This window comes from Mycobacterium sp. PO1 (assembly GCF_017312405.1).
GTDB lineage: Bacteria > Actinomycetota > Actinomycetes > Mycobacteriales > Mycobacteriaceae > Mycobacterium.
On the sequence record NZ_BLTG01000030.1, the window covers coordinates 103102 to 128444 of the forward strand.

19 protein-coding genes are annotated in these 25343 nt (G+C 68.2%); 8 read left to right on the forward strand and 11 right to left on the reverse strand.

From position 1 onward, the window contains the following. Nucleotides 1–17: 17 nt before the first annotated feature. From J3476_RS13295 to J3476_RS13305, 3 genes are all read right to left on the reverse strand, one after another. The gene (locus J3476_RS13295; RefSeq protein ID WP_207066920.1) at nucleotides 18–734 is read right to left on the reverse strand and encodes a siderophore-interacting protein; all 717 of its coding nucleotides are present in this window, start codon (nucleotides 732–734) and stop codon (nucleotides 18–20) included. A gap of 69 nt (nucleotides 735–803) precedes the next feature. Further along, the gene (locus J3476_RS13300; protein WP_373889056.1) at nucleotides 804–1973 is read right to left on the reverse strand and encodes an acyltransferase family protein; all 1170 of its coding nucleotides are present in this window, start codon (nucleotides 1971–1973) and stop codon (nucleotides 804–806) included. Next, nucleotides 1970–3667, reverse strand: coding sequence for a DEAD/DEAH box helicase (locus J3476_RS13305; RefSeq protein ID WP_207066921.1), 1698 nt, complete (start codon nucleotides 3665–3667; stop codon nucleotides 1970–1972). The genes J3476_RS13300 and J3476_RS13305 overlap by 4 nt, the downstream gene beginning before the upstream one ends. Nucleotides 3668–3753: 86 nt before the next feature. Between J3476_RS13305 and J3476_RS13310 the strand changes: the two genes are divergently transcribed. The 3 genes from J3476_RS13310 to J3476_RS13320 all read left to right on the forward strand — a co-directional run bounded on the left by J3476_RS13310 (nucleotide 3754) and on the right by J3476_RS13320 (nucleotide 9331). Continuing rightward, on the forward strand, nucleotides 3754–4317 hold the full coding sequence (locus tag J3476_RS13310; protein WP_207066922.1) for an LppP/LprE family lipoprotein: 564 nt from the start codon (nucleotides 3754–3756) through the stop codon (nucleotides 4315–4317). 116 nt (nucleotides 4318–4433) lie between these two features. Then, a complete protein-coding gene (locus tag J3476_RS13315; protein ID WP_207066923.1) occupies nucleotides 4434–7925 on the forward strand; it encodes a TM0106 family RecB-like putative nuclease in 3492 nt (1163 codons plus the stop codon). An 11-nt stretch (nucleotides 7926–7936) separates the two neighbouring features. Then, on the forward strand, nucleotides 7937–9331 hold the full coding sequence (locus J3476_RS13320; RefSeq protein WP_207066924.1) for an NAD(P)/FAD-dependent oxidoreductase: 1395 nt from the start codon (nucleotides 7937–7939) through the stop codon (nucleotides 9329–9331). 1 nt (nucleotide 9332) lies between these two features. On the opposite strand, the gene J3476_RS13325 is transcribed toward J3476_RS13320, so the two are convergent. Further along, on the reverse strand, nucleotides 9333–11195 hold the full coding sequence (locus tag J3476_RS13325) for an MFS transporter (RefSeq protein WP_373889061.1): 1863 nt from the start codon (nucleotides 11193–11195) through the stop codon (nucleotides 9333–9335). A 134-nt stretch (nucleotides 11196–11329) separates the two neighbouring features. After that, the gene (locus tag J3476_RS13330; protein WP_373889057.1) at nucleotides 11330–12655 is read right to left on the reverse strand and encodes a multidrug effflux MFS transporter; all 1326 of its coding nucleotides are present in this window, start codon (nucleotides 12653–12655) and stop codon (nucleotides 11330–11332) included. 179 nt (nucleotides 12656–12834) lie between these two features. On the opposite strand from J3476_RS13330, the gene J3476_RS13335 reads away from it, so the two are divergent. Together J3476_RS13335 and J3476_RS13340 are read left to right on the forward strand one after the other, a co-directional pair. Further along, a complete protein-coding gene (locus J3476_RS13335) occupies nucleotides 12835–13578 on the forward strand; it encodes a hypothetical protein (protein WP_207066925.1) in 744 nt (247 codons plus the stop codon). Nucleotides 13579–13856: 278 nt separating this feature from the next. Further along, nucleotides 13857–17660, forward strand: a complete 3804-nt coding sequence (locus tag J3476_RS13340; RefSeq protein ID WP_373889062.1) for a multifunctional oxoglutarate decarboxylase/oxoglutarate dehydrogenase thiamine pyrophosphate-binding subunit/dihydrolipoyllysine-residue succinyltransferase subunit — start codon at nucleotides 13857–13859, stop codon at nucleotides 17658–17660. A gap of 156 nt (nucleotides 17661–17816) precedes the next feature. Here the strand turns inward: J3476_RS13340 and J3476_RS13345 are convergent, their stop codons facing one another. Then, on the reverse strand, nucleotides 17817–18257 hold the full coding sequence (locus tag J3476_RS13345; protein WP_207066927.1) for a RidA family protein: 441 nt from the start codon (nucleotides 18255–18257) through the stop codon (nucleotides 17817–17819). Between the two features lie 65 nt (nucleotides 18258–18322). Here J3476_RS13345 and J3476_RS13350 point away from each other — a divergent pair, with 65 nt between their 5' ends. Beyond that, on the forward strand, nucleotides 18323–18817 hold the full coding sequence (locus J3476_RS13350; RefSeq protein ID WP_207066928.1) for a MarR family winged helix-turn-helix transcriptional regulator: 495 nt from the start codon (nucleotides 18323–18325) through the stop codon (nucleotides 18815–18817). A 9-nt stretch (nucleotides 18818–18826) separates the two neighbouring features. On the opposite strand, the gene J3476_RS13355 is transcribed toward J3476_RS13350, so the two are convergent. Next, nucleotides 18827–19183, reverse strand: coding sequence for a DUF732 domain-containing protein (locus tag J3476_RS13355; protein WP_207066950.1), 357 nt, complete (start codon nucleotides 19181–19183; stop codon nucleotides 18827–18829). A gap of 132 nt (nucleotides 19184–19315) precedes the next feature. Here J3476_RS13355 and J3476_RS13360 point away from each other — a divergent pair, with 132 nt between their 5' ends. Then, nucleotides 19316–20146 carry an SDR family oxidoreductase gene (locus J3476_RS13360; RefSeq protein WP_207066929.1) on the forward strand — a complete coding sequence of 277 codons (831 nt, stop codon included), beginning with the start codon at nucleotides 19316–19318 and terminating at the stop codon, nucleotides 20144–20146. 2 nt (nucleotides 20147–20148) lie between these two features. Here J3476_RS13360 and J3476_RS13365 read toward each other — a convergent pair whose 3' ends face one another. After that, complete coding sequence (locus J3476_RS13365) at nucleotides 20149–20955, reverse strand: glycine betaine ABC transporter substrate-binding protein (protein WP_207066951.1); 807 nt, start codon at nucleotides 20953–20955, stop codon at nucleotides 20149–20151. A gap of 50 nt (nucleotides 20956–21005) precedes the next feature. Then, nucleotides 21006–22214 carry an NADP-dependent malic enzyme gene (locus J3476_RS13370; RefSeq protein ID WP_373889058.1) on the reverse strand — a complete coding sequence of 403 codons (1209 nt, stop codon included), beginning with the start codon at nucleotides 22212–22214 and terminating at the stop codon, nucleotides 21006–21008. Between the two features lie 130 nt (nucleotides 22215–22344). Here J3476_RS13370 and corA point away from each other — a divergent pair, with 130 nt between their 5' ends. Beyond that, the gene (gene corA / locus J3476_RS13375) at nucleotides 22345–23442 is read left to right on the forward strand and encodes a magnesium/cobalt transporter CorA (RefSeq protein WP_207066930.1); all 1098 of its coding nucleotides are present in this window, start codon (nucleotides 22345–22347) and stop codon (nucleotides 23440–23442) included. A 4-nt stretch (nucleotides 23443–23446) separates the two neighbouring features. Here the strand turns inward: corA and J3476_RS13380 are convergent, their stop codons facing one another. Next, nucleotides 23447–24040, reverse strand: coding sequence for a suppressor of fused domain protein (locus J3476_RS13380; protein ID WP_207066931.1), 594 nt, complete (start codon nucleotides 24038–24040; stop codon nucleotides 23447–23449). Then, nucleotides 24037–25230: a sn-glycerol-3-phosphate ABC transporter ATP-binding protein UgpC gene (locus J3476_RS13385; RefSeq protein WP_207066932.1), complete on the reverse strand. Its 1194-nt coding sequence runs from the start codon at nucleotides 25228–25230 to the stop codon at nucleotides 24037–24039. The genes J3476_RS13380 and J3476_RS13385 overlap by 4 nt, the downstream gene beginning before the upstream one ends. Nucleotides 25231–25343 lie beyond the last annotated feature (113 nt).

Here is a 25343-nt window from a genome sequence, read left to right on the forward strand (position 1 = left end):
CTCGTGCAGCCGGTCTGTCAGGCGACCCAGTAGGCCTGCGCCTTGATCGACTTGCGGGGGATCTTGTAGGTCTCGCGCAGCACCTTGGCGACCGCGCGGGTGGTGCGGTTGTCACAGGCGACCCACCCGAAGTGGTCGGCGGCGTCGAACGCGGCCGCCTCGACGGTCTGCACCAGCGCCGCCCCGGCGTCGCGCCGATCCACCCACGTCACCTCGGCGTTGCGGGCCACCGGAAGTTGTTTGTCGTCGTCGTGGGCGGCTTCGAGGAAGACCCGCGCGGGCGCGTCGCCGATCGCCGCGAGCAGCGAGTTGATCGCCGGAAGCGAGGCAGTGTCACCGATGATGACGTATCCGGCGGGACGTGGTTCGGGCAGCGCGAAGTTGCTACCCAGCACGGTGACCTCGATCGTGTCACCCGGCTGCGCCTGTTCGGCCCAGCGCGAGGCCACCCCGTCGTGCAGCGCGAACTCGATCTCGACGGTGTCGGCGACCGGGTCGGGGTTGACCAGCGTATAGCCACGCTGGTGCAGCTTGTCGCCATCGGAGAACCACATCCTGATCCACTGGGTCGGATGTGGCGACCGGTCTTCCAGCAATCCGCCGGCGGCGAAGCTCAGCCGTACATAGTGCGGGCTGACCTGGGTGCGTCCGGTGACGGTCAGCTCGTAGTCGCCCGCGCGGAGCAGCTTGAGCACGGCGCCCGCGAACCCGCGCGATTGCTTCGTATCCGTCATGGCACCTCGATTCTCACAGCATTTGTTAGGCGAGCTTAACCTAACTCAACGAGAGAGTGGGCGCTGCCGTCAGGCCCGGACGCGGGTGAACCGGTGCAGCAGCCACGCCAGCGGGATCGTCACCACCATCGTGCCCACGAACAGCCACCACACCGATCCGGTGTAGATCGGGTAGCGCACGATCTCCACCATCACCAGCTCCATCGTGATGAGGTGAATGAGGAAGATCTCGTAGGAGATCTCACCGAGGAACACCATCGGGCGGCTGGCCAGCAGCCGGGCATACCAGCCGCGCTCGGTCCCCCCGTCCCGGCGCGGCCCCAGCGCCAGCGGCGCCACCACCAACGTGGCGATCACGGCATAGAACGCGGTCTTGGCCAGCGCCTCACGCAACTCGGCCGGCGAGGTCGTCGGCTCCCCCGCGATCGGTGTCGACGCGATGAAGTAGCACGCCACCGCCAGCGGCACGCACACCCACGCGTAGGCGCGCACCCCCATCGGCTGCAGCGCCGCGAGCGCCATCCCGCCGACGAACCAGGCCAGATAGCCGGGCAGCCACAGCCGCGCCCCGTCGGGCAGCCAGTCCACGCTGTGCACCAACATCAGCCAGGCCGGAGACACCAGGGCCAGCACCACCAACCCCGACAACAGCAGCCCGGGACGCCAGCGCCGCCGGCACACCACGACGAGCAGTAGGTAGGCCAGCAGCGGGAGCACCACATAGAACGCGACTTCGACAGCCAGACTCCACATCTGCGTCAGCCCTTGGTGCAGAAAGGAATACAGGTAGTCGTCGGTGTAGATCTGGGTGAGCGTCAGGTTGCGGAACAGGCCCTCCCAGGTGTGGCCGGGGTTGGGTCCGGCCGTCCGGAAGTGGTAGACCAGGTAGGCCGCGACCACGGTGACGACATAGGCGGGCATGATGCGTCGGACCCGGTGCCAGGCATAGCGGCGCACCGACGGCGCCGGGCTTCCGGCGAAAGCGGCGTTCACCCACGGCGAGAACAACAGGAAGCCCGACAGCACGAAGAAGATCGGCACTCCGATCTCCATGCGCGAGTACACCAGACCGACGTAGCCCTGCGGGTACTTCCCGGTGGTATACGCGGCATGGGTGAGCACCACCAGAAGTGCTGCCACCGCGCGGATTCCGGTCAGCGACGCGACCCGCCGCGAAGTGGTCACCGATTCCAGACCGCCGACATCGTCGACACCGGCAGGCCTGGACGGCACCGTCACTTCGACTTGGGCTTCCCCCGATGCGGTTTGGGGCCGCGGTCGGCTTGCAGGTTGATGAACTGGCCCTGGATCTTGGTGTGCTCGAGCGCCTTCAGCGTCTTCCTGGACAGTTCGGCCGGTAACTCGACCAGCGAGTAATCCTGTCTGATCGAGATGTGGCCGAAGTCGCTGCGGTGCAGCCCACCCTCGTTGGCGATCGCGCCGACGATGGCGCCGGGAGCGACCTTGTGGCGCTTGCCGACCGCGATCCGGTAGGTCGCCAGGTCGCTGCGCCGCTCCCGCGGACCGCGTTGCTCGCTGGAGCGGGCCGGCCGATCAGCGCGCTCACGCCTCTTCTCCGGCGGCGGTTCGGTCATCAGGAACTCTTCGCCGTCGCGGCTCTGCAGCGCCAGCGCGGCGGCAATGTCGGCCATCGGCACGTCGTGGTCACGTTCGTAGGTCTCGATGAGCTTGCGGAACAGCTCGATACCCGGCGACGACAACGCCGCGGTGATCGAGTCGCTGAACTTCGCCACCCGTTTCTCGTTGACGTCGTCGACCGACGGCAGCTGCGATTCGACCAGCTTCTGCCGGGTCACCCGCTCGATGGCGTTGAGCAGGTGACGCTCGCGCGGCGTGACGAACAGCAACGCGGTACCCGACCGCCCGGCGCGCCCGGTGCGCCCGATGCGGTGCACATAGGACTCGGGATCGTGCGGGATGTCGTAGTTCAGAACATGAGAGATGCGTTCGACGTCCAACCCGCGCGCTGCGACGTCGGTGGCGATCAGGATGTCGATCGATCCGTCCTTGAGCGAGTTGATCGTGCGCTCGCGCACCGCCTGCGGGATGTCGCCGTTGATGGCGGCCGCCGAGAACCCGCGGGCACGCAGCTTCTCGGCCACCTCTTCGGTGGCCTGCTTGGTGCGCACGAAGACGATCATCGCCTCGAAGGGCTCGACCTCGAGCAGGCGCGTCAGCGCATCCATCTTGCGCGGCCCGGCCACCTGCACGTAGCGCTGGGTGATGTTCTCGGCGGTCTGGGTCTTCGACTTGACCGTCACCTCCACCGGGTCGTGCAGATACTTGGCGGTGATCTTGCGGATGCCCGGCGGCATCGTGGCCGAGAACAGCGCGACCTGCTTGTACTCCGGGGTGTCCGACAGGATGCGTTCCACATCCTCGGCGAAACCCATCTGCAGCATCTCGTCGGCCTCGTCGAGCACCAGGTAGTCCAGGTGCGAGAGGTCCAGACTGCCCTTCTCCAGATGGTCGATGACCCGCCCGGGGGTGCCGACCACGATCTGCGCGCCGCGCTTGAGTCCGGCCAACTGAGGTCCATAGGAGCTACCGCCGTAGACGGGCAGCACGTTGACCCGCAGATGCGCGCCGTAGCGGCTGAACGCCTCGGCGACCTGCAGCGCCAGTTCCCGCGTCGGTGCCAGCACCAACGCCTGGGTGGCGCGGCTGTCGGTGTCGATCTTCGACAGGATCGGGATCGCGAACGCGGCCGTCTTCCCCGTTCCGGTCTGGGCCAGACCCACCACATCAGAGCCCTCGAGCATCGCGGGAATGGTGGCGGATTGGATCGGTGAGGGCGACTCGTAGCCGACGTCACCGACGGCCTGCAGCACCGCGGGATGAATCTGCAGGTCAGCAAAGGTCAGGTCGCCGGCCAGATCGTCACTGTCGGGCGCCTCGTCAGAGGGCGTCATCGTGGGTGAAGTCTAGTGCCAATCGGCCGGCTCTCCCGCCGCGCGCCTTCTTCAGCGCCGTCGGGCGTCGGGTACGGTGCGCTGTTGTGCGGAGGACGGCGGTGATTGTGGCGGCGTCGGGCGCCCTGCTGCTGGCCCTCACCGGCTGCGGATCGGGAGATTCGACGGTGTCCAAGACGCCGGGACCGACGGCGCCGTCCCCGACGCAGGCCGACGCCCCTGCGCCGCCCCCGACGATCGACACCGCCGTCCCGGGCACCGCACCCGCCGACGACCCGTGTGCGGTGAACCTGACCGCCCCCGAGGTGGCCCGGGCCGTCTCCGAGCTTCCCCCCGACCCACGCAGCGGCCAGGGGTGGCGCGCGGAGCCGATGGCCGGCAACTACAACGAGTGCGCCCAGTTGTCGGCCGTCATCGTCAAGGCCAACACCAACTCCGAGAACCCGAACACCCGCGCGGTGATGTTTCATCTCGGCAAGTTCATCCCGACCGGCGTACCCGACACCTACGGCTTCAACGGCCTGGACAGCTCGCAGACCACCGGCGACACGGTCGCGCTGCAGTACTCCAGCGGCATGCCCGGCCTCGACAGCGTGGTCAAGTTCCGCTGGAACGGCAGCGGCGTGGAGCTGATCGGCAACACCGGCTGACTTTCTCGCCGCGCTGAGGTTCGCGAAAGAGGATTCCCGGCTGCAGATCAGGCCCAGATCACGACCAGGAATGCTATTCCGCGGGGGTGTCGGGGCGCTCCCCTACAGTGGCTCCCGTGTTCGTCGCCGGCGACAGCGGTCCTGTCATCTACAGCGCCTCCGACCTCGCCGCCGCGGCACGCTGCGAGTACGCGCTGCTGCGGTCGTTCGACGGGCGGCTCGGCCGCGGGCCCGCAGTCGTCGGCGATGACGAACTGCTCATCCGCACCGCCGAGCTCGGCGACGATCACGAGCAGCGCCACCTCGCCGGGCTGCGCCGCGACCACGAGGTGGTCGTCATCGGTCGTCCCGACTACACCGTCGCGGGCCTGACCGCCGCGGCCGAGCAGACGCTGCGCGCCATCGAGCGCCGCGCCCCGGTGATCTTCCAGGCCGCGATGTTCGACGGCCGCTTCGCCGGTTTCGCCGACTTCCTCGTTCTGGAAGACGGACCCGACGGCACACCCCGCTACCGGCTGCGCGACACCAAGCTGGCGAGGTCGGTCAAGGTGGAGGCGCTGCTGCAGATGGCGGCCTATGCCGAGACCCTGGCCGGAGCCGGAGTTGCGGTGGCCCCCGAGGTCGACCTCGTCCTCGGCGACGGCACCGCGGTCAGCTATCCCCTCGACGAGATCACGCCGGTGTACCGCCCGCGCCGCGACGCGCTGCAACGCCTGCTCGATACCCACCTCGCCGGCGGCAGGCCGGTGGCCTGGGAGGACGACACCGTGCGGGCGTGTTTCCGGTGCGCCGAATGCGAGGCTCAGGTCCGGGCCACCGACGATCTGCTGCTGGTCGCCGGCATGCGGGTCAGCCAGCGCGCGCGGCTGATCGATGCCGGGATCACGACCGTGCATGACCTGGCGGCGCACACCGGGCCGGTGCCGGAACTGGCGACCCGCACCGTGGCGGCGCTGACCGAGCAGGCCCGGCTGCAGGTGACCGACCGGCCCGACGGACTGCCGCCGTACCGCGTGGTCGACGCCCAGCCCTTGATGGTGCTGCCCGACGCGGACAAGGGCGACCTCTTCTTCGACTTCGAGGGTGACCCGCTGTGGACGGCCGACGGGCACGAATGGGGATTGGAGTACCTGTGGGGCGTGCTCAGCATCACCGATGAGTTCCATCCCTTCTGGGCCCACGACCGCGCCGAGGAACGTCAGGCGTTGTGCGACTTCCTGACCCTGGTGCGCAAGCGGCGCAAGCGTCATCCGGGCATGCACATCTACCACTACGCGGCCTACGAGAAGAGCACGCTGCTGCGGCTGGCCGGCCGCTACGGGGTCGGCGAGCAGGAGGTCGACGAACTGCTGCGCGACGGCGTGCTCGTCGATCTGTATCCCTTGGTGCGCAAGAGCATCCGGGTGGGTACCGAGAACTACAGCATCAAGAGTCTCGAGCCGCTCTACATGGGCAACGAGCTGCGCGACGGCGAGGTCACCACCGCGACGGCGTCGATCACCGAGTACGCCCGGTTCTGCGAGCTGCGCGACGCCGCAGACGCCGACGGCGCCGCGACGGTCCTGAAAGCCATTGAGGACTACAACCGCTACGACTGCCGCTCCACCCGTCGGCTGCGGGACTGGCTGATGGCGCGCGCCATCGAATCCGGGGTGCCTCCCCGCGGCCCGCAGACGATCGCGCGCGGCGCCGACACCGCCGAACCCGCCCCCGTCGACGACGTCGAGCGGACACTGCTCAAATTCGCCGGGGACGGCGTCGAGGCCCGCAATCCTGAACAGATCGCCGTCGCGATGTACGCCGCGGCCAAGGGTTTCCACAAGCGCGAGGACAAGCCGTTCTGGTGGTCACACTTCGACCGGGTCAACAATCCGGTGGAGGAATGGGCCGACAGCAGTGGCGTGTTCATCGCCGAGCGGCACGAGGTCGTCGCCGACTGGCACACCCCGCCGAGGGCGCGCCGTCCGCAGCGGCACCTGAAGCTGTTCGGCGGTATCGCCTCCGGTGAGCTGTCCCGCGAGATGTATGCGCTCTACGACCCGCCCGCACCGCCGGGGCTGGCCGACGATCCGGACCGCCGCGGCTTCGCCTCGGTGGCGGTTCTCGAGTTCGACGACCCCGACGTCCCCAGCGAGGTGGTGATCGTCGAACGCCAACCCAAGGACGGCGAGCCGTTCACCGCCGCGCCGTTCGCGTTGACGCCGGGACCGCCGATCAACACCGCGCCGCTGCAGGAGTCGATCGCGGTGGCCGCGGCGGCGGTGGCCGAGCGTCTGCCCACACTGGCCCCGTGCGCGGTGACCGACGTGCTGCTGCGGGTCGATCCGCGGACCCGTAGCGGACACCCGTTGCCCCGCACCGGCGACATCGTCGCCGACATCACCGGTGCGCTGCTCGACCTCGACGACTCGTATCTGGCCGTGCACGGGCCGCCGGGCACCGGCAAGACGTACACCTCCGCCCAGGTGCTGGCGTCGCTGGTCAACCGCCACCACTGGCGCATCGGGGTGGTCGCCCAGTCGCACGCCGTGGTGGAGAACCTGTTCGGCGACCTGCTGGCCGCCGGAGTCGCCGGGGACCGGGTCGGCAAGAAGCAGGCGGCCGGCGCGGCGTGGACCGAGCTGGGCCGAGACCAGTACGCGGAGTTCATCACCGGGCGCGACGGATGCGTCGTCGGCGGGACGGCGTGGGACTTCGCCAACGCCAACAGGATCGCACCGCAGAGCCTGGATCTGCTGGTCATCGAGGAGGCCGGGCAGTTCAGCCTCGCCAACACCGTCGCGGTGTCCCGAGCGGCCCGCAACCTGTTGCTGCTCGGGGATCCGCAACAGCTGCCGCAGGTCAGCCAGGGCACCCACCCCGAACCGGTGGACGGCTCGGCTCTGGGCTGGCTGATCGACGGGCACCACACCCTGCCGCTGCGACGCGGCTACTTCCTGGACCGCTCCTACCGCATGCATCCCGACGTGTGCCGGGCCGTGTCACGTCTGTCCTACGACGGACGGTTGCGCTCGCACGACCAGGTCACCGCCGCCCGCCGGCTCGACGGGGTGCCGCCGGGGGTACAGGTGCTGACCGTCGAGCACACCGGCAACGCGACCGAGAGCCCCGAGGAGGCCGCGGCGATCGTCGCGGGGATCCGCCGACTACTCGGCGTGCCGTGGACCGACGAGAAGGGCACCCGGCCGCTGGGGCCGTCCGACTTCCTCGTCGTCACCCCCTACAACGCGCAGGTCGTCACCGTGCGTCGCCGGCTCGACGACGCCGGGCTCGGCGAGGTGCGGGCCGGCACGGTCGACAAGTTCCAGGGTCAGCAGGCCCCGGTGGTGTTCGTCTCGATGACCGCATCCTCGATCGACGACGTCCCCCGCGGGATCGCGTTCCTGCTCAACCGCAACCGCCTCAACGTCGCCGTCAGCCGGGCCAAGTACGTCGCGGTCATCGTCCGGTCAGCGCAATTGACCGACTATCTTCCCGGCACCCCCGACCGGCTGGTCGAACTAGGCGCCTTCCTCGCGCTGGGCGCCGCCGGCGCCGACACCACCGCTCTGCCTGACGTCACGCACGATCTCGCCGGGCGACCGAATCCCGCCACCGCGTTCGGTTAGCGTGATGGCCCATGCCCGGCATCGAAGCTGACTACCTGGTCATCGGGGCGGGCGCCATGGGGATGGCGTTCGTCGACACACTGCTGACCGAAACGGACGCCACCGTCGTGCTCGTCGACGGCAATCTGCAGCCCGGCGGGCACTGGAACTGGGTCTATCCGTTTGTGCGGCTGCACCAGCCATCGGCTTACTACGGCGTGAACTCCGAGGCGTTCGACAACGAGGACGCCATCGACCGGGCGGGCCCCAACGAGGGCTTCTTCGAGCTGGCCACGGGTAACGAGGTGTGCGCCTACTACGACCGGGTGATGCGCCACCGGCTGCTGCCGACCGGGCGGCTGTCGTACTTCCCGATGGCCCGCTACCTGGGGGACAACACGTTTCGCACCCTCGGCGGAGAGACCCACACGGTGACGGTGCGCCGTCGGGTGGTCGATGCGACCTATCTGCTCACCGAGGTGCAGTCGATGCGCTCGGCCCCGTTCGAGGTGGGTGACGGTGTCGACGTGGTCACCCCCAACGAACTGCCGAAACACGCCCGCGACCACGCGCACTTCACGATCGTCGGCGGCGGCAAAACCGGGATGGACTGTTGTCTGTGGCTGATGCGCAACGGCGTCGCTCCTGCGCAGCTGCGCTGGGTGAGGCCGCGAGACGCGTGGCTGATGAACCGGGCCCACATCCAGCCAGGTCAGCAGTTCGCCAAGCAGATCCGGGGAACCATCAACACCCGGCTGGCCGCGATCACCGAGGCCTCCGACCTCGACGACCTGTTCGCGCGGTTGGAAGCCGACCAGAACCTGCTGCGCCTCGACCCCACGTTGCGGCCCACCATGTACCACTGCGCGATCGTGTCGCTCGGGGAGCTCGCCGAACTGCGGCGCATCGACGACGTCGTGCGACTGGGGCACATCGACCGGGTCGATGAGTGTCGGGTGGCGCTGCGCGGCGGCGAGATCGACGCACCGCCGCGGTCGCTGTACGTCGACTGCACCACTCCGGGCCTGCCCCGCCCTCCCTCGGTGCCCGTGTTCGCCGATCGGCACCTGACGCTGCAGAGCGTGCGGGGATGTCAGCAAGTGTTCAGTGCGGCGTTCATCGCCCATGTCGAGACCGCCTATGGCGACGACGCCGTCCGCAACGAGTTGTGCGAACCCATTCCGCATCCGGACGCGCCGGTCGATTGGTTGCGGATTCTGGCCGCCGACAACCGCGCGCAGCTGCGGTGGCTGCAGGACCCCGAGCTGATGGATTGGCTGCAGTCGGCGCGACTCAACGTGCTACGCGACGTCATTCCCCCCATCCCGGACAAGCCGAGGATTCGCGAGAAGGCCATCGGCGCGCTGACGGCAGTGCTGGCCAAGACCAACGAACGACTCGACTCGCTGATGGACGCGGCTCGCTGACTCAGTCCGCTGCCCGCGAGTGCCTGCCGTAGCCGGTGGGTCCGTCGCCGAGATCCTCCCGCTCGGCGGCGGCCAGCAGCTGCTCGGCGATGCTGCGCCATTCCGGCTGGTCCGCCGCCGTCGACCGAGCCGCGGGCGGGGCGCCGGCCAGCGGCTCGGTGACCGCCTCGGTGACCGTTCGGTCTTCGCCACCCCGGCCGTTGCCGCTGTCCCCGTCCCAGTGGACGAGGTACTCGACATAGTCGTCGTCATCGTCGGCGAACTCGCCATCGTCGGCATGGTCGACATGGTGGGCAGGGCCGGCAGGAGCGGCCAGGCCAGCAGGAGCAGCATGGCCGGCAGGGTGGGCCATGCCGGCAGGGTCGGCATCGCCGGAGGGGTCGGACCCGGGAACCGGTGTCGGTGTGGCGCGCGTGCGGACGAATCCCAGCAGGAACAGAGCCGCCACCACCCCGAACAACGCGACGAACGCCGGCAGCAGCATGGCCTGCGACATCGCCGCAGCGAACGGCGCGTGCAAGAACTCCGGCAGCTGGGCCGCCGAACCTTCCCCACGTGGCGCTGCATCGGCTCCACCCGGGATCTCGGCCGACAGCCGGGACGCCAGGAACGCCGCCATGCCGGCGCTGCCGAGCACCGACCCCACCTGCCGGGTGGTGTTGTAGACCCCCGAGCCGGCACCCGCCAGCTGCGGCGGCAGGTTGCGCGTGGCGGTGGCGGCCAGCGGTGACCAGATGAACGCCATCCCGATGCCCAGCGCGGTCAGCGGCAACACGAGTCGCCAGATGGGCGTCGTCGGGGTCATCTCGATGGACAGCCACGTCAACCCGATCGCGATCACGGAGAAACCGAATCCGACAACCGGGCGCGGATGGGAGCGATCGACGATGCGACCGACGAGCGGCGCCAGCACACCGGTCGCGACCGCCATGGGGGCGGTGAGCAGCGCAGCGCGGGTGGGCGTCAGACCACACACCGACTGGGCGTAGAACATCAGCGGCAGCAGCATCGACGTGGCGACGAAGCCGATGGTCGCGACACCCACATTGGACATCGAGAAGTCGCGGTCTCCGAAGATGACCAGCGGGATGAGCGGCTCACCGGTGTTGATCGACTGCCAGTACACGAACACCGCCATGGTCACCACGCCGACGGCGATGGTCCCCCAGATCCACAGCGGCCAGTCGAACGCCTGCCCTTCCTGCAGCGCGAAAACGATCAGGAACATGCCGACACCGGACAACACCACGCCGGGCATGTCGAAGCGGTGCGACACCGTGGGCAGGGTCGGGACCAGCCACACGGCCAGCACCAGGCCGACGATCCCGACCGGGACGTTGACGATGAAGATCCACTGCCAGCCCAGGTGATCGACCAGAACGCCGCCGGCCAGCGGACCGACCAGCGTCGCGACGCCTGCGGTGGCGCCCCACACGCTCATGGCCACCCCGCGGCGGTGCGGCGGGAAGATGCGGGTGATCACCGACAGCGTCTGCGGCGTCAGCAGCGCCGCGCCCACCCCCTGAACCACGCGCGCGGCGACCAGCATCCCGATGCTGCCGGACAAGCCACACCACAACGAGGCAGCGGTGAACACCACCAACCCCAGCAGGTAGACGTTCTTGGGTCCGTACCGGTCCCCGAGGCGCCCGGCCACCAGCAGCGGCACGGCGTAGGCCAGCAGATAGGCGCTGGTCACCCAGATCACCGCGTCGTAGTCGACGTTGAGGTGGGCCATGATCGACGGGTTGGCGACGGCGACGATGGTCGCGTCGACCAGGATCATGAAAAACCCGATCAGCAGCGCCCACAATGCGTGCCACGGATCGGCGTCCCGGGCACGGGTGGCGGTGGTGTCGAGCAGCGGCAAGGTCGGCACGGAAGTCGGCGAAATCTCCAGCTAGAGGTCGAAGTACGCAGCGCAGGCCGCGAAATGGTCCGGCCCGACGCTACGGATCGGCGCGGGACCCGACAAGTTGGTGAGCCGGCGGCGGCGGGTCAGACGCGTTCAGTGTGGACGTCGGCAGCGTCGGCGGGGCGGACGCCCTTGTGCGCTCCGGTCAGCACCAGTGCCATCAGCGCGACGACGACGCCGGTGGCCATCACCGTCGCCATCGCGAACTCGTCATTGCCGAGCACACCGACGACGGGTGCGACGGCAGCGCCGAGACCGAATTGGGCCGCCCCGAGCAGCGCCGCGGCGGTCCCCGCCGCGTCGGGGTGGCGCGTGAGCGCCACCGCCGGTGCGTTGGGGATCACGAGTCCCATCGCGCCCAGGATCGCCCACACCGGCACGACGAATCCCGGCAGCCCACCGATCCCTGCGGTCGCCAGGCCCACGAACACCAGCCCCGACACCGACGCGGCGAACAACGCCCACACCATGATCTGCTGCGGGGGGAACCGGCGCAGGAGCACGACGTTGAACTGGGTCGAGCCGATCAACGCGATGGCCCCGGCGCCGAAGACGAGTGCGAACGTGCCCTGGCTCAGGCCGTAGCGACCCTGCAGCACGAACGAGGCCCCGGAGATGTAGGCGAACAGCCCGGACATGCCCAGCGCCGCCACGAGAACCAGGATCACGAACCGGACGTCGCGCACCAACTCCAGGTAGGTGGCCAGGATGCCGCGCACCTTCAGCGGTCGCCGGTGGCCGACGGCCAGCGTCTCCGGCAGCGCCAGCACGGCCATCACCAGCAGCGCACCGGCGAGCACGACCAGCGCGGCGAACACCCAGTGCCAGGAGGCATGCAGCAACACCGCGGCGCCCAACGAGGGCGCGACCACGGGCGCCACTCCGAGCACCAGCATCAACCGCGACATCACGGTGGCCGCCACGGAGTCGGCGAACAGGTCACCGACGACCGCGATGGCGACCACCATGGCTGCGGCGGCCCCGACACCCTGCAACCCGCGGGCGATGCCGAGGACCGCGATGTTCGAGGCGAACAGGCACAGCAGCGAGGCCGCCATGTGCAGCAGGATTCCGGCGATCAGCGGCTTCTTCCGCCCCAGGGAGTCCGACAGCGGACCGACGATCAGCTGCCCCAGCGCAAGGCCGGCCAGCGTGCCCGTCAGCGTCAGCTGAGCCACCGAGGAGGACAGCGACAGCTCGTCGGCGATCTTCGGCAGCGCCGGCAGGTACATGTCGATGGTGAGCGGGCCCAATGCGACGAGCAGGCCGAGGACGATGATCATCCGGGTCCGGCTCGGCTGCGCCGCCACGACAGGCTGGGGCGACGCCGTCGCCGAATCAGGTCCCGACGGCTGGGCCGTCTGAGAGCGTTCGGGCTGCCTTTCGTCCACGTCCCGGAATGGTGCCATGAATATCGTTAGCGTCGCTTCCCAATATTTTCTTCCCGGTATCCCAGACAGTGACCGCGGTCACGTTCGGGCACCGGCTTTGCTGTGCCGATCGTTTCACCTGTAGCGGTTCAGGTGACAGGGACCAACCCGAGTGCCGTTAACCTGGTGATATCGCGCCGAAGGGAAGGGGCCTGCCGATGAGCGCCCGGTCACGCGCCAAGAGTCAGTCACCCGCGATCGATCAGGACGACCCCGGCGCGGCGGCCAAGGTCCTCTCGCAGATCCTGGAGCGCGGCGCGCGAGTGCAGGCGCCGGCCGTCAAGGCGTATGTGGCCAGGCTGCGCGCCGCCGATCCGAGTGCCACTCCCGCGGACATCGTCACCAGACTCGACAAGCACTACCGCGCAGCGGTCATGGCCAGCGGGGCCGCGGTCGGTTCTGCTGCCGCGTTCCCCGGCATCGGCACCTTGGTGGCGATGTCAGCGGTCGCCGGCGAAACCGTCGTCTTCCTGGAGGCGACTGCGGTGTACGTGCTCGCGGTCGCTGAAGTCCACGGCATCCCGGTCGACCACCGGGAGCGGCGACGTGCGCTGGTGCTGGCTGTCCTGGTGGGCGAAGACAGCAAGCGCGCCGTTGCCGACCTGATCGGCTCCGGCCGCACCAGCGGTGCATGGGTGTCCGACGGCGCGGCCACCTTGCCGCTGCCCGCGCTGTCGCAGTTGAACTCGCGGCTGCTGCGCTACTTCGTCAAGCGCTACACGCTCAAACGCGGGGCCATGGCATTCGGGAAGCTGCTGCCCGTCGGGGTGGGCGCCGTGGTCGGCGGCGTGGGCAACCGGCTGATGGCCAAGAAGATCATCGCCAACGCCCACTCGGCGTTCGGCACCCCGCCGGCACGCTGGCCGTCGACGCTGCATCTGCTGCCCGCACCGCGCCCCTGAGCGACCGCCTGCAGCGCTCGTTCACCCGCTCGACGGCATCAGTTCAGCCGCTCGGCGCCGACCCAGCGCCGACCACAATGACCATAAGGACGTTGCGTGGTCCGGCCGGAGGCAGAAGCGCTAGCCTTGTTACGGCGGAGACGCGGGACAACCGCACACCGGGTTGACAAGGGGTGGCCGGCCGCTGCGGGGCGCTGGCCAGAAGCGAAGAATTGAGGCGAATAGCAGCCGTGAGTTCACCTTCACCATTCGGTCAGAACGAGTGGTTGGTCGAAGAGATGTACCGCAAGTTCCGTGAGGATCCCTCATCGGTCGATGCCAGCTGGCATGAGTTTCTCGTCGACTACTCCCCCGAACCCACCGATGCCGCCCCCGGCAACGGCAAGCCCGCGACACAAGGGAACTCGGCGCCGACCGCTCCTCCCGAACCCGCGCCGGCGCCGGCCCCCAAGTCCGCAGGAAGCAACGGCACGTCGTCGTCTGCGTCGAAGCCCGCAGCGAAGCCGGACAGCAGGAAGGACGAGTCGAAGTCCACCTCCACAGCCGAGACGAAGTCCAAGTCCGAGGCCAAGCCGAAGAGCGAGAGCAAGTCCGAGAGCAAGTCCGACGCCAAGGCCAAGCCCGCGGCCAAGCAGGACAGCGCAGCGCCTGCCAAGGCTGAGCCGGCGAAGAGCCGGCCCGCAGCCGACGAGGACGAGAACCAGGTGCTGCGGGGCGCGGCCGCGGCGGTCGCCAAGAACATGTCCGCCTCGCTGGAGGTGCCGACCGCGACGAGCGTGCGCGCCATCCCGGCCAAGGCGATGATCGACAACCGTATCGTCATCAACAACCACCTCAAGCGGACCCGCGGCGGCAAGATCTCGTTCACCCACCTGCTGGGGTACGCGATCGTGCAGGCCGTCAAGCAGTTCCCGAACATGAACCGGCACTTCGCCGAGGTCGACGGCAAGCCCAACGCCGTCACACCGGCACACACCAATCTCGGGCTGGCCATCGACCTGCCGGGCAAGGGCGGTCAGCGGGCCCTGGTCGTGGCCGCGATCAAGAACTGCGAGACGATGACGTTCGGCCAGTTCATCGCGGCTTACGAGGACATCGTGCGCCGGGCCCGCGACGGCAAGCTCACCGCTGAGGACTTCTCCGGGGTGACGATCTCGCTGACCAACCCGGGCACCATCGGCACCGTCCACTCGGTGCCACGGCTGATGCAGGGCCAGGGCGCGATCATCGGCGCCGGCGCGATGGAGTACCCGGCCGAGTTCCAGGGCGCCAGCGAGCACCGGATCAATGAGGTCGGCGTCGGCAAATTGATGACGCTGACCTCGACCTACGACCACCGCATCATCCAGGGCGCGGAATCGGGTGACTTCCTGCGCACGATCCACAAGCTGCTGCTCGACGACGACTTCTACGACGAGATCTTCCGCGAGCTGGGCATCCCCCACGAGCCGGTGCGTTGGCGCATCGACAACCCGGATCCCATCGAGGACAAGAGCGCCCGCGTCATCGAGTTGATCGCGGCCTACCGCAACCGCGGTCATCTCATGGCCGACATCGACCCGTTGCGACTGGACAACACCCGCTTCCGCAGCCACCCCGACCTCGACGTCAACACCCACGGCCTGACGCTGTGGGACCTGGACCGGGAGTTCAAGGTCAACGGCTTCGCCGGGCAACAGCAGAAGAAGCTGCGCGACGTCCTGGGCCTGCTGCGCGACGCGTACTGCCGCCACGTCGGGGTGGAGTACACCCACATCCTCGAGCCCGAACAGCAGAAGTGGCTCGAGGAGCGCATCGAGGTCAAGCACGAGAAACCGACGGTCGCCGAGCAGAAGTACATCCTGAGTAAGCTCAACGCCGCCGAGGCGTTCGAGACGTTCCTGCAGACCAAGTACGTCGGTCAGAAGCGGTTCTCCCTGGAGGGCGCCGAGACCGTCATCCCGATGATGGACGCGGCGATCGACCAGTGCGCCGAGCACGGCCTCGACGAGGTCGTCATCGGCATGCCGCACCGCGGCCGGCTCAACGTGCTCGCCAACATCGTCGGCAAACCGTACAGCCAGATCTTCACCGAGTTCGAGGGCAACTTGAACCCGTCGCAGGCCCACGGCTCCGGCGACGTCAAGTACCACCTCGGTGCCACCGGAACCTACATCCAGATGTTCGGTGACAACGACATCGCGGTGTCGCTGGTGGCCAACCCCAGCCACCTCGAGGCGGTCGACCCCGTGCTCGAAGGCATCGTGCGCGCCAAGCAGGACATGATGGACGTCGGGGAAGAGCCCAACGGCTCGAACCAGTTCACCGTCGTGCCGATGATGCTGCACGGCGACGCGGCGTTCGCCGGGCAGGGCGTGGTCGCCGAGACGCTGAACCTGGCGCTGCTGCGCGGCTACCGCACCGGCGGGACGATCCACATCATCGTCAACAACCAGATCGGCTTCACCACCTCGCCGTACGACTCACGGTCCTCGGAGTACTGCACCGACGTGGCGAAGATGATCGGCGCACCGATCTTCCACGTCAACGGCGACGACCCCGAAGCCTGCGTGTGGGTGGCCAAGCTGGCGGTGGACTTCCGGCAGAAGTTCAAGAAGGACGTCGTCATCGACATGCTGTGCTACCGCCGCCGCGGTCACAACGAGGGCGACGACCCGTCGATGACCCAGCCCAACATGTACGACGTCATCGACACCAAGCGCGGTGTCCGCAAGACCTACACCGAAGCCCTGATCGGCCGCGGCGACATCTCGATGAAAGAGGCCGAGGACGCGCTGCGCGACTACCAGGGTCAGCTCGAACGCGTCTTCAACGAAGTCCGCGAGCTCGAGAAGCACGAGATCGAGCCGAGCTCGTCGGTGGAGTCCGACCAGATGGTGCCCGCCGGAATGACCACCGCGGTGGAGAAGGCGCTGCTGCAACGCATCGGTGACGCGCACCTGGCCGCCGGCGAGGAGTTCAGCATCCATCCCCGCGTCAAGCCGGTGCTCGAGAAGCGCCGCGAGATGGCCTACGAGGGCAAGGTCGACTGGGCCTTCGCCGAGCTGCTGGCCCTGGGCTCGTTCCTCGCCGAGGGCCGGACGATCCGGCTGACCGGTCAGGACACCCGGCGCGGCACCTTCACCCAGCGCCACTCGGTGATCATCGACCGCAAGACGGGCAAGGAGTTCACGCCACTGGATCTGCTGACCGTCGACTCCGACGGCAACCCGACCGGCGGCAAGTTCATGGTCTACGACTCGGCGCTCTCGGAGTTCGCCGCGGTGGGCTTCGAATACGGCTACTCGGTCGGCAATCCCGACGCGATGGTGCTGTGGGAAGCCCAGTTCGGCGACTTCGTCAACGGCGCGCAGTCGATCATCGACGAGTTCATCAGCTCCGGTGAGGCCAAGTGGGGGCAGCTCTCCGACGTGGTGCTGCTGCTGCCGCACGGCCACGAGGGCCAGGGCCCCGACCACACCTCGGGTCGCATCGAGCGGTTCCTGCTGCTGTGGGCCGAGGGATCGATGACAATCGCGATGCCCTCCACGCCGGCGAACTACTTCCACCTGCTGCGCCGCCACGGTCTCGACGGCATCCACCGCCCGCTGATCGTGTTCACCCCGAAGTCGATGCTGCGCAACAAGGCCGCGGTTTCCGACCTCAAGGAGTTCACCGAGGCCAAGTTCCGCTCGGTGATGGAGGAACCCACCTACGAGGAGGGTGACGGCGACCGCTCGAAGGTCACGCGCATCCTGCTGACCAGCGGCAAGTTGTACTACGAGCTGGCCAACCGGAAGAACAAGGACAAGCGCGACGACGTGGCGATCGTGCGGCTCGAGCAGCTGGCGCCGCTGCCCAAGCGGAGACTGGCCGAGACCCTGGACCACTACCCCAACGCGAAGCAGTTCTTCTGGGTGCAGGAAGAGCCGGCCAACCAGGGTGCGTGGCCGACGATGGGGCTCACGCTCCCCGAGGTGCTGCCGGACAAGCTGACCGGCATCACGCGCATCTCTCGGCGCGCGATGTCGGCGCCGTCGTCAGGTTCGTCGAAGGTGCACGCCGTCGAGCAGCAGGAGCTGATCGACGAAGCGTTCGGCTGACCAGAGGCCTTTCCCTGCGAAGGCCGTTCCTGGCGAGGGCCTTTCCCCGGAAGGGCGCGCGTCTGCACGCCGACGCGCCGCGACCGCGCGGTCGCGGCCGGGGTGGCCAGCCGCGACCCATCCGCATGGTGACTTTCTGGTCAGGGCGCGGCTCGGCTAGGGCCTCGCTCCGAGGATCGCGGTGACCCGGATCTCCACGCGCATGCCCGGCGCGGCGAGCGCGGCGACACCGGTCTCGGTCCATATCGGTGCGTGGTCAGGCATCCACTTGCGCATCTGGGCGATCATGGCGTCGTTGTGCGCGTCGAAGATCGAGTCCGACCCGCTGGCCAGGTGATACGAATTCAGGTGGATCACGTCGCGCCAGGAGGCACCGGCGGTGGCCAGCGTCCGCTCGACGTTCTCGAAGGCCCGCGCGATCTCGTCTTCCAGCGAATCCGGAAAATTCAACTCGTCGTCCCAACCGCCCTGCCCGGAGATCTCGACCCGGTCCCCCACTCGCACCGCCTGGCTGTAATGCCGCTCCCTGCGCAACATCTCGCCGTACCCCGGCGTCACGAAGAACTCGACATCGTCAACTGATTTCACTTCATCCATGAAGTGAAAATACCCCGTATGACTTCACGTGTAAACTCATCTCCCGGCGACGGACAGGAGGCGCAATGCCAGGCACCGACGAAACGCGATGGCTCAGCCCCCAGGAGAAGGACGCTTGGACCAGCCTGATCTCGATGATCCTGCTTCTGCCCGGAAAGCTCGAAGCGCCGCTGCGGGAGGTCGACCTCACGCTGTTCGAGTACCTGACGTTGAGCCACCTCTCGGAAGCCCCCGACCGTCGTATCCGCATGAGCGAGTTGGCGTTCCTGGCCAACGGCTCGTTATCGCGGCTGTCGAATGTGGTCAAGCGTTTCGAGCAACGCGGGTGGGTCGTCCGCTCGCCGGACCCCGCAGACGGCCGCTACACGATCGCCGAACTCACCGGCGCCGGCCACCGCATCGTGGTCGATGCCGCACCGATCCATGTGAACTCTGTTCGCGAACTGGTGCTCGACCGACTCACCACGTCCGACAAGCAGGCCTTGACCCGGATCGCCGCCAAACTGCACGTGGTCAAGCGCAACACGGCCACCGGTAGCAGCTTGGAACCAGAAGCCTGACCCGATCGCTCAGCCCAGTAACGAGAACGGGCGCCCGTCGGTCAGCGCGGTCACGGCGCGGGGGCAGAAGATCTGGATCGCCAGACCGGTGAACATCGTCGCCGCCCCCAGCGGTCGGCCCAGCGCATCGGCAACGTCGGAGGCCACGTTGGCCATGTTCTGCCCCGGCTCGACCAGCATCGGGCACACCGCCTCCCCGACCCGCACCGCGGTGGCCGGGTCGATGCCACCCAGCCCGTAGTCGCCCAGCATCGCCAGGAACACGTCCGCACCGGTGTCGGCCTGCGCGGCAGGCGCCGAGACCGTCGCCGTGAGGGCGGTCGCCGCCAGCACGGAGGCGGCGACCGCGAGCTTGAAGCACGTCATACCGTTGATGTCGCCGGCACGGCCCACGGCATTACGCCGCGACCCACCCGGGCTTCGCCGGTACCCGCGGTACCGGCTAAACTGGGCGGCACTCAACACGCGTACAACAACGAGCAGCACGAGGGAGTGTCCATGGAAGGCTTCGCGGGAAAGGTCGCTGTCGTCACCGGTGCCGGGTCGGGTATCGGCCAGGCCCTGGCCATCGAACTGGGGCGCTCCGGCGCCCACGTCGCCATCAGCGACGTCGACACCGAGGGCCTGGCCGTCACCGAGAAGCGCCTCAATGACATCGGCGTACACGTCAAGTGCGACCGGCTCGACGTCACCGAACGCGAAGCGTTCCTGCTCTACGCCGACGCCGTCGCCGAGCACTTCGGCAAGGTCAACCAGATCTACAACAACGCCGGCATCGCCTTCACCGGTGACATCGAGGTCAGCCAGTTCAAGGACATCGAGCGGGTCATGGACGTCGACTACTGGGGCGTGGTCAACGGCACCAAGGCGTTCCTGCCGCACCTGATCTCCTCCGGCGACGGCCACGTGGTCAACGTCTCCAGCGTGTTCGGTCTGTTCGCCGTCCCGGGCCAGGCCGCCTACAACTCCGCGAAGTTCGCGGTGCGTGGCTTCACCGAGGCGCTGCGCCAAGAGATGGCGCTGGCCGGGCATCCGGTCAAGGTCAGCTGCGTCCATCCGGGCGGCATCAAGACCGCGATCGCCCGCAACGCCACCGCGGCCGAAGGCCTCGACCCCGGCGAACTCGCGAAGGCCTTCGACGCCAAGCTGGCCAGCACCACCCCGGAGAAGGCTGCCGAGGTGATCCTCGACGGCGTCCGCAAGAACAAGGCCCGAATCCTGATCGGCCGAGACGCCAAGATGTTCGAGATCGTCATCCGCGCTTTCGGACCGCACTACCAGTCGCTGTTCCCCAAGGTGGTTTCGCGGCTGGTCGGCCCGTCGCGCTGACGTCAGTTGCCGACGCCCAACGGATGCTCGTCGAGCCACCGGCCCGCGACCAGCCCCGGGTCGGCGCCCTCGGCCACTTGACGGCGCATGTCGGCCAGTGAGCCGGTGTCCAGCACACCCGCGATTTCGTTGAGCGCCAGCACCTGGGATTCGGTCAGCTCGTTGCGCCGGTACAGCGGGACGACGTTCTCGGCCCGCACCAGCGACGTGGTGTCGGCGAGCACCGCGACGTCCTCGGGGACATCCGGCGCGGCAGTGGTCGTCCACGCCGCGTCGACGTCGCCGGCCTGCAGCGCAGCGAACATCGCTGCATCGTCGGGGAATTCGCGCGGGTCGGACAGTCGACACGTGCCCAGCATCTGCGGAACCGACTGGCCGTCCACCGCGCCGACAGTGAGATCCGGGCAACGCCCCAGCACGTCGGACACGTCGTCGCCGGCCCACGTCTCGGCCGCCTGCTCGGTGACCGCCAGCGCGGGCTCGTCCTGCGCCGAGATCGTGTAGTCGCCGGCGGCGATCCCCTCGGGAAGTGACGACAGCAGGGTCCGGTAGACCTGCACCTCTGAGCGCGCCGGCGACTGGGGGTCGAGCCGGTGCAGCAGTCTGCCGGTGAAGACCGGCGCCACCGTGATGTCCCCCGCATCCAGCCCGCGCAACGGATCCTGCGCTTCCTGCACGTGGGCCGGGTTGCCGTAGAAGCGCAGCGCGGCGACGTACAGATGGGCCAGCACCTGCGACTCCGGATCCGACGACGCCCCCACGGGGATCGAGGGAGGCGGCGCCTGCCCTGCGCATCCCACCGCCAGCATCGCGACGAGCAATGCCAGGACCAGCCTCAGCCGGGCACTCCGGGTGCGGATCAGCCCGCCGACTCCTCGGACGCAGCGGCGACCGCAGCCGCCACCGCCGGACCCACCCGGGGATCCAGCGCGCTGGGCACGATGTGGTCGACAGCGAGCTCGTCACCGACCACCGAGAAGATCGCGTCCGCGGCGGCGACCTTCATCCGTTCGGTGATGCGGCGCGCGCCGGCGTCCAGCGCTCCGCGGAACACGCCGGGGAAGGCCAGCACGTTGTTGATCTGGTTCGGGAAGTCGCTGCGACCGGTCGCGACCACCGCGGCATGCTTGCGCGCCGCATCCGGGTGGATCTCCGGATCAGGATTGGACAGCGCGAACACGATGCCGCCGGGCGCCATCGTCGCGATGATCTCCTCGGGGACCACGCCCGCCGACAGACCCAGGAACATGTCGGCGCCGTCGACGGCGTCGGCGATTCCCCCCGTGCGACCACTGGGGTTCGTGCGCTCGGCGAGCTCGGCCTTGAACGTGTTCAGATCCGAGCGACCGGTGTGGACGATTCCCTTGGAATCCAACACCGTGACATCGGTGATGCCCTTGGCCAGCAGAATGTTCGCGCAGGCCACACCTGCCGCGCCGGCGCCGGAGATCACCACCCTCAGCTCGTGCATGTCGCGGTCGAGCACCTTGCACGCGCCCTGCAACGCACCGAGCACCACGATCGCCGTGCCGTGCTGATCGTCGTGCATCACCGGGCAGTCCAGCGCCTCGATCACCCGCCGCTCGATCTCGAAGCAGCGCGGCGCCGAGATGTCTTCGAGGTTGACCGCGCCGAACGTGGGACGCAGCCGGATCAGCGTTTCGACGATCTCGTCGGGATCCTTGGTGTCCAGCACGATCGGAATGGAGTCCAAGCCACCGAACTCCTTGAACAGCGCGCTCTTGCCCTCCATGACCGGCAGTGAGGCGGCCGCGCCGATGTCGCCGAGACCCAGCACCGCGCTTCCGTCGCTGACCACCGCGACCAGGCGATTGGCCCAGGTGTACTTGGCGGCCAGCGTCTTGTCGGCCGCGATCGCGCGACTGACCTGGGCTACCCCCGGCGTGTACGCGATCGACAGCGCGCGCTGGGTGTCCAGAGGAGACTTCAGAGCCACCGAGAGCTTGCCACCCTCGTGCGCTGCAAAGATCTCGCTGTCCTCGATGACAACCTGGGGTGTGCGCACCTGCGGCGAGCCTTCGCGCGCGGTGACGACGTTATCAGCCACGGCCGTCAGGGTAACCGACCTCGGAATCTCACATCGATAGGTTCCCCCTCGGTGATCACGCCACGGCCACCGAGGTCCGCGCTATCAGCGCCGTCCTACCAGGGTGGACGGCATCGAATGGAGACACCACGTGCCGTCATTCCGTCCGCACACACCGTCCCTCGTCCGTCCAGGCGGCCGGGCACGCAGCGCCGGCCAGGGCGAATCCGCCCCGGTGTCGGCGGCCATCAGCGACTGCGCCGTCTACGAAAACGGCTCCCGGTTGTCCGGTGAATTCGCCCCCGCCGCCGCACTGCAGCAGGTGCGCGAGGTCGAGACCGGCAGCGGAAAAGCGTTCGTCTGGGTCGCACTGCACGAACCCGACGAGGGTCAGATGCAGTCGATCGCGGACGTGTTCGGTCTGCACCACCTGGCTGTCGAGGACGCGGTCCACGCACACCAGCGGCCCAAGCTGGAGCGGTACGACACCATGCTGTTCCTGGTCCTCAAGACCATGAAATATGTGAAAGACGATCCGGCGGGCGGCTCGCGCGAGATCGTCGAAACCGGCGAGATCATGATCTTCGTCGGAGCGGACTTCGTCGTCACGGTCGGTCACGGCGAGCATTCCGACCTGGCCGCAGTGCGCAGGCGCCTGGAGGCAGCTCCAGCGTCCCTCGAGCTCGGGCCGTATGCGGTGATGCACACCATTGCCGACCACATCGTCGACTCCTACCTCGACGTCACCGACCTGATCGAGACCGACATCGACGCGATGGAAGAGGAGATCTTCTCCACCCAGGCGAAGACCGACATCGAGAGCATCTATCAGCTCAAGCGTGAAGTGGTGGAGTTACGTCGCGCAGTCGCTCCGCTGGCCACCGAACTGCAGCGCATCAGCGGCGAGCATGACGATCTGGTCGACGTCGAGATCCGCCGCTACATGCGCGACGTACTCGACCACACCATCAAGGCGTCCGAACGCATCGCCAGCTACGACGAACTGCTCAGTTCACTGGTGGAAGCCGCGACAGGCAAGGTCGCAATGCAACAGAACGTGGACATGCGAAAGATCTCGGCGTGGGTCGCCATCGCTGCCGCGCCGACGGCCCTTGCGGGGATCTACGGGATGAACTTCGAGAACATGCCCGGGCTCGACTGGGCCTATGCCTACCCGACGGTGCTGGTGGTGATGGCGGTGATATGCCTGCTGCTGTACCGGACCTTCCGGCGCAACGACTGGCTGTAACCGCTCACGCCGGACTGGCGGCCCGCCGCCGCGGGTCCGCCGTATCGACCCCGTCCTGCACCCACGCCTCCCGCATCGCGTCCGCACCTTTGAGCCGCACCCACGCCGCCTCTGTCTGAGTGATCGGAATCGCCGACAAGATCACCACCGGCGAAAGAGGTTCCGGCAGCACGACGTCGTCGATCGTGCTGCGCCCCAGAAGAAATGCCGTGAACGGGGCGCCCTGCCACAACGGCGTCTCGAGATCGATCAGCGAATCGGGTTCCAAGATGAGCCCCTCGACCGCGGGAGCGGCTGCCAGCACCGCGATGGAACGCGCCAACCCGACCGGCACCGGCCCCCGCAGCGCGACGACCACCTCGGCGCGCGGGCCGCGCACCGGATCGGTGATCAACTCGGCGGGATCCACCATCGGCTGCCTGGCGCAACCCAGCGAAACATACTGTGCCGCGCCGTCATCGGGGAGCGCGAACCGGAGGATGCCGAAACGTTCGGTGCCGAGGAACGTGACACTGGCCTCGTCGGGTTCGGCGAGCGCCCCGGCGCGAGCGAAATGCTCGGTCAGGTGGGTGCGGACCTCGCCGAGGACGTCCGTCATCGCGGACCCGCCGCCCGGGTGAGGTTCGCCCCGGTCCGGGGATCGAAAACCATGACCGCAGCGGGGTCCAGCGCCAGTCGCATCGTGTCGCCGGCCCGAGCGGCGGACTGCGCCGGAACCCGGGCGACGAACTCGTTGCCGGCGGAGCCAGAGGCCAAAGACGCGAGCGCGGAATCGGCCGCCTCGGTCAGCTGGGCCGCCTGCACGGCAGGCCCGTCGGTGGTGAAGTACGCGTACTTGTCGGCGCCGAGTGACTCGACCATCTCGACCGTCACGTCGAAGCACAGCGCGTTGATCCTGGCGTAGGCGTCGATGACGTCGGCATCCTGCAGATGCTCGGGGCGCACCCCGGCGACGAGATCGTTGGCCGACCGGTGATCGCGGATCCGCTCGTAGGATTCGCCCGTGAGCGGAACCTCACCGAAGGGCAACCGCACCCCGAGGCCGGTCGCCGCGGCGGGGAAGAAGTTCATCGGGGGCGAGCCGATGAAACCTGCGACGAACAGATTGAGCGGATCCCGATACAGCTCATCGGGCGTACCGATCTGCTGCACCGCACCGGCTGACATCACCACGAGCCGGTCACCCAACATCATGGCCTCGGTCTGGTCGTGGGTGACGAAGACCGTGGTCGTGCCCAGCCGCTTCTGGAGGCGGGCGATCTCCGAACGCATCTGCACCCGCAATTTGGCATCCAGATTCGACAGCGGCTCGTCCATCAGAAACGCCTTGGGGCTGCGCACGATCGCGCGCCCCATCGCCACCCGTTGCCGCTGCCCACCCGACAACTGGTCGGGCTTGCGGTCCAGAAGATCAACCAGATCAAGGGTTTTCGCGGTCTGCTCAACCTTCTCGCTGATCTGCTCGCGCGCGAGTTTCGTCAACGTCAGCGGGAAGGCGATGTTCTGGCGCACCGTCAGATGCGGGTACAGCGCGTACGACTGGAACACCATCGCGATGTCGCGGTCCTTCGGCGCAAGGTCGTTGACCCGGCGGCCGTCGATCAGCAGGTCTCCGGAGGTGATCTCGTCCAGGCCGGCGATCATGTTCAGCGTCGTCGACTTCCCGCACCCCGACGGTCCCACCAGGACGACGAACTCGCCGTCGGCAATGGTGATCGACAGGTCTCTGACCGCCGCCACGCCGTCGGGATGAGTCTTGGTCACCCGATCGAGAACGATCTCAGCCATCGAGGGCACACCGTAGAGCGCGCGCCGCTGATTGCGCAACATCTTCGCAGCGCAACGCCCGTTCGGCGGAAGAACAAGCGTGCGGAACCTGCCGAAGATCAGCGGCGCGCCGT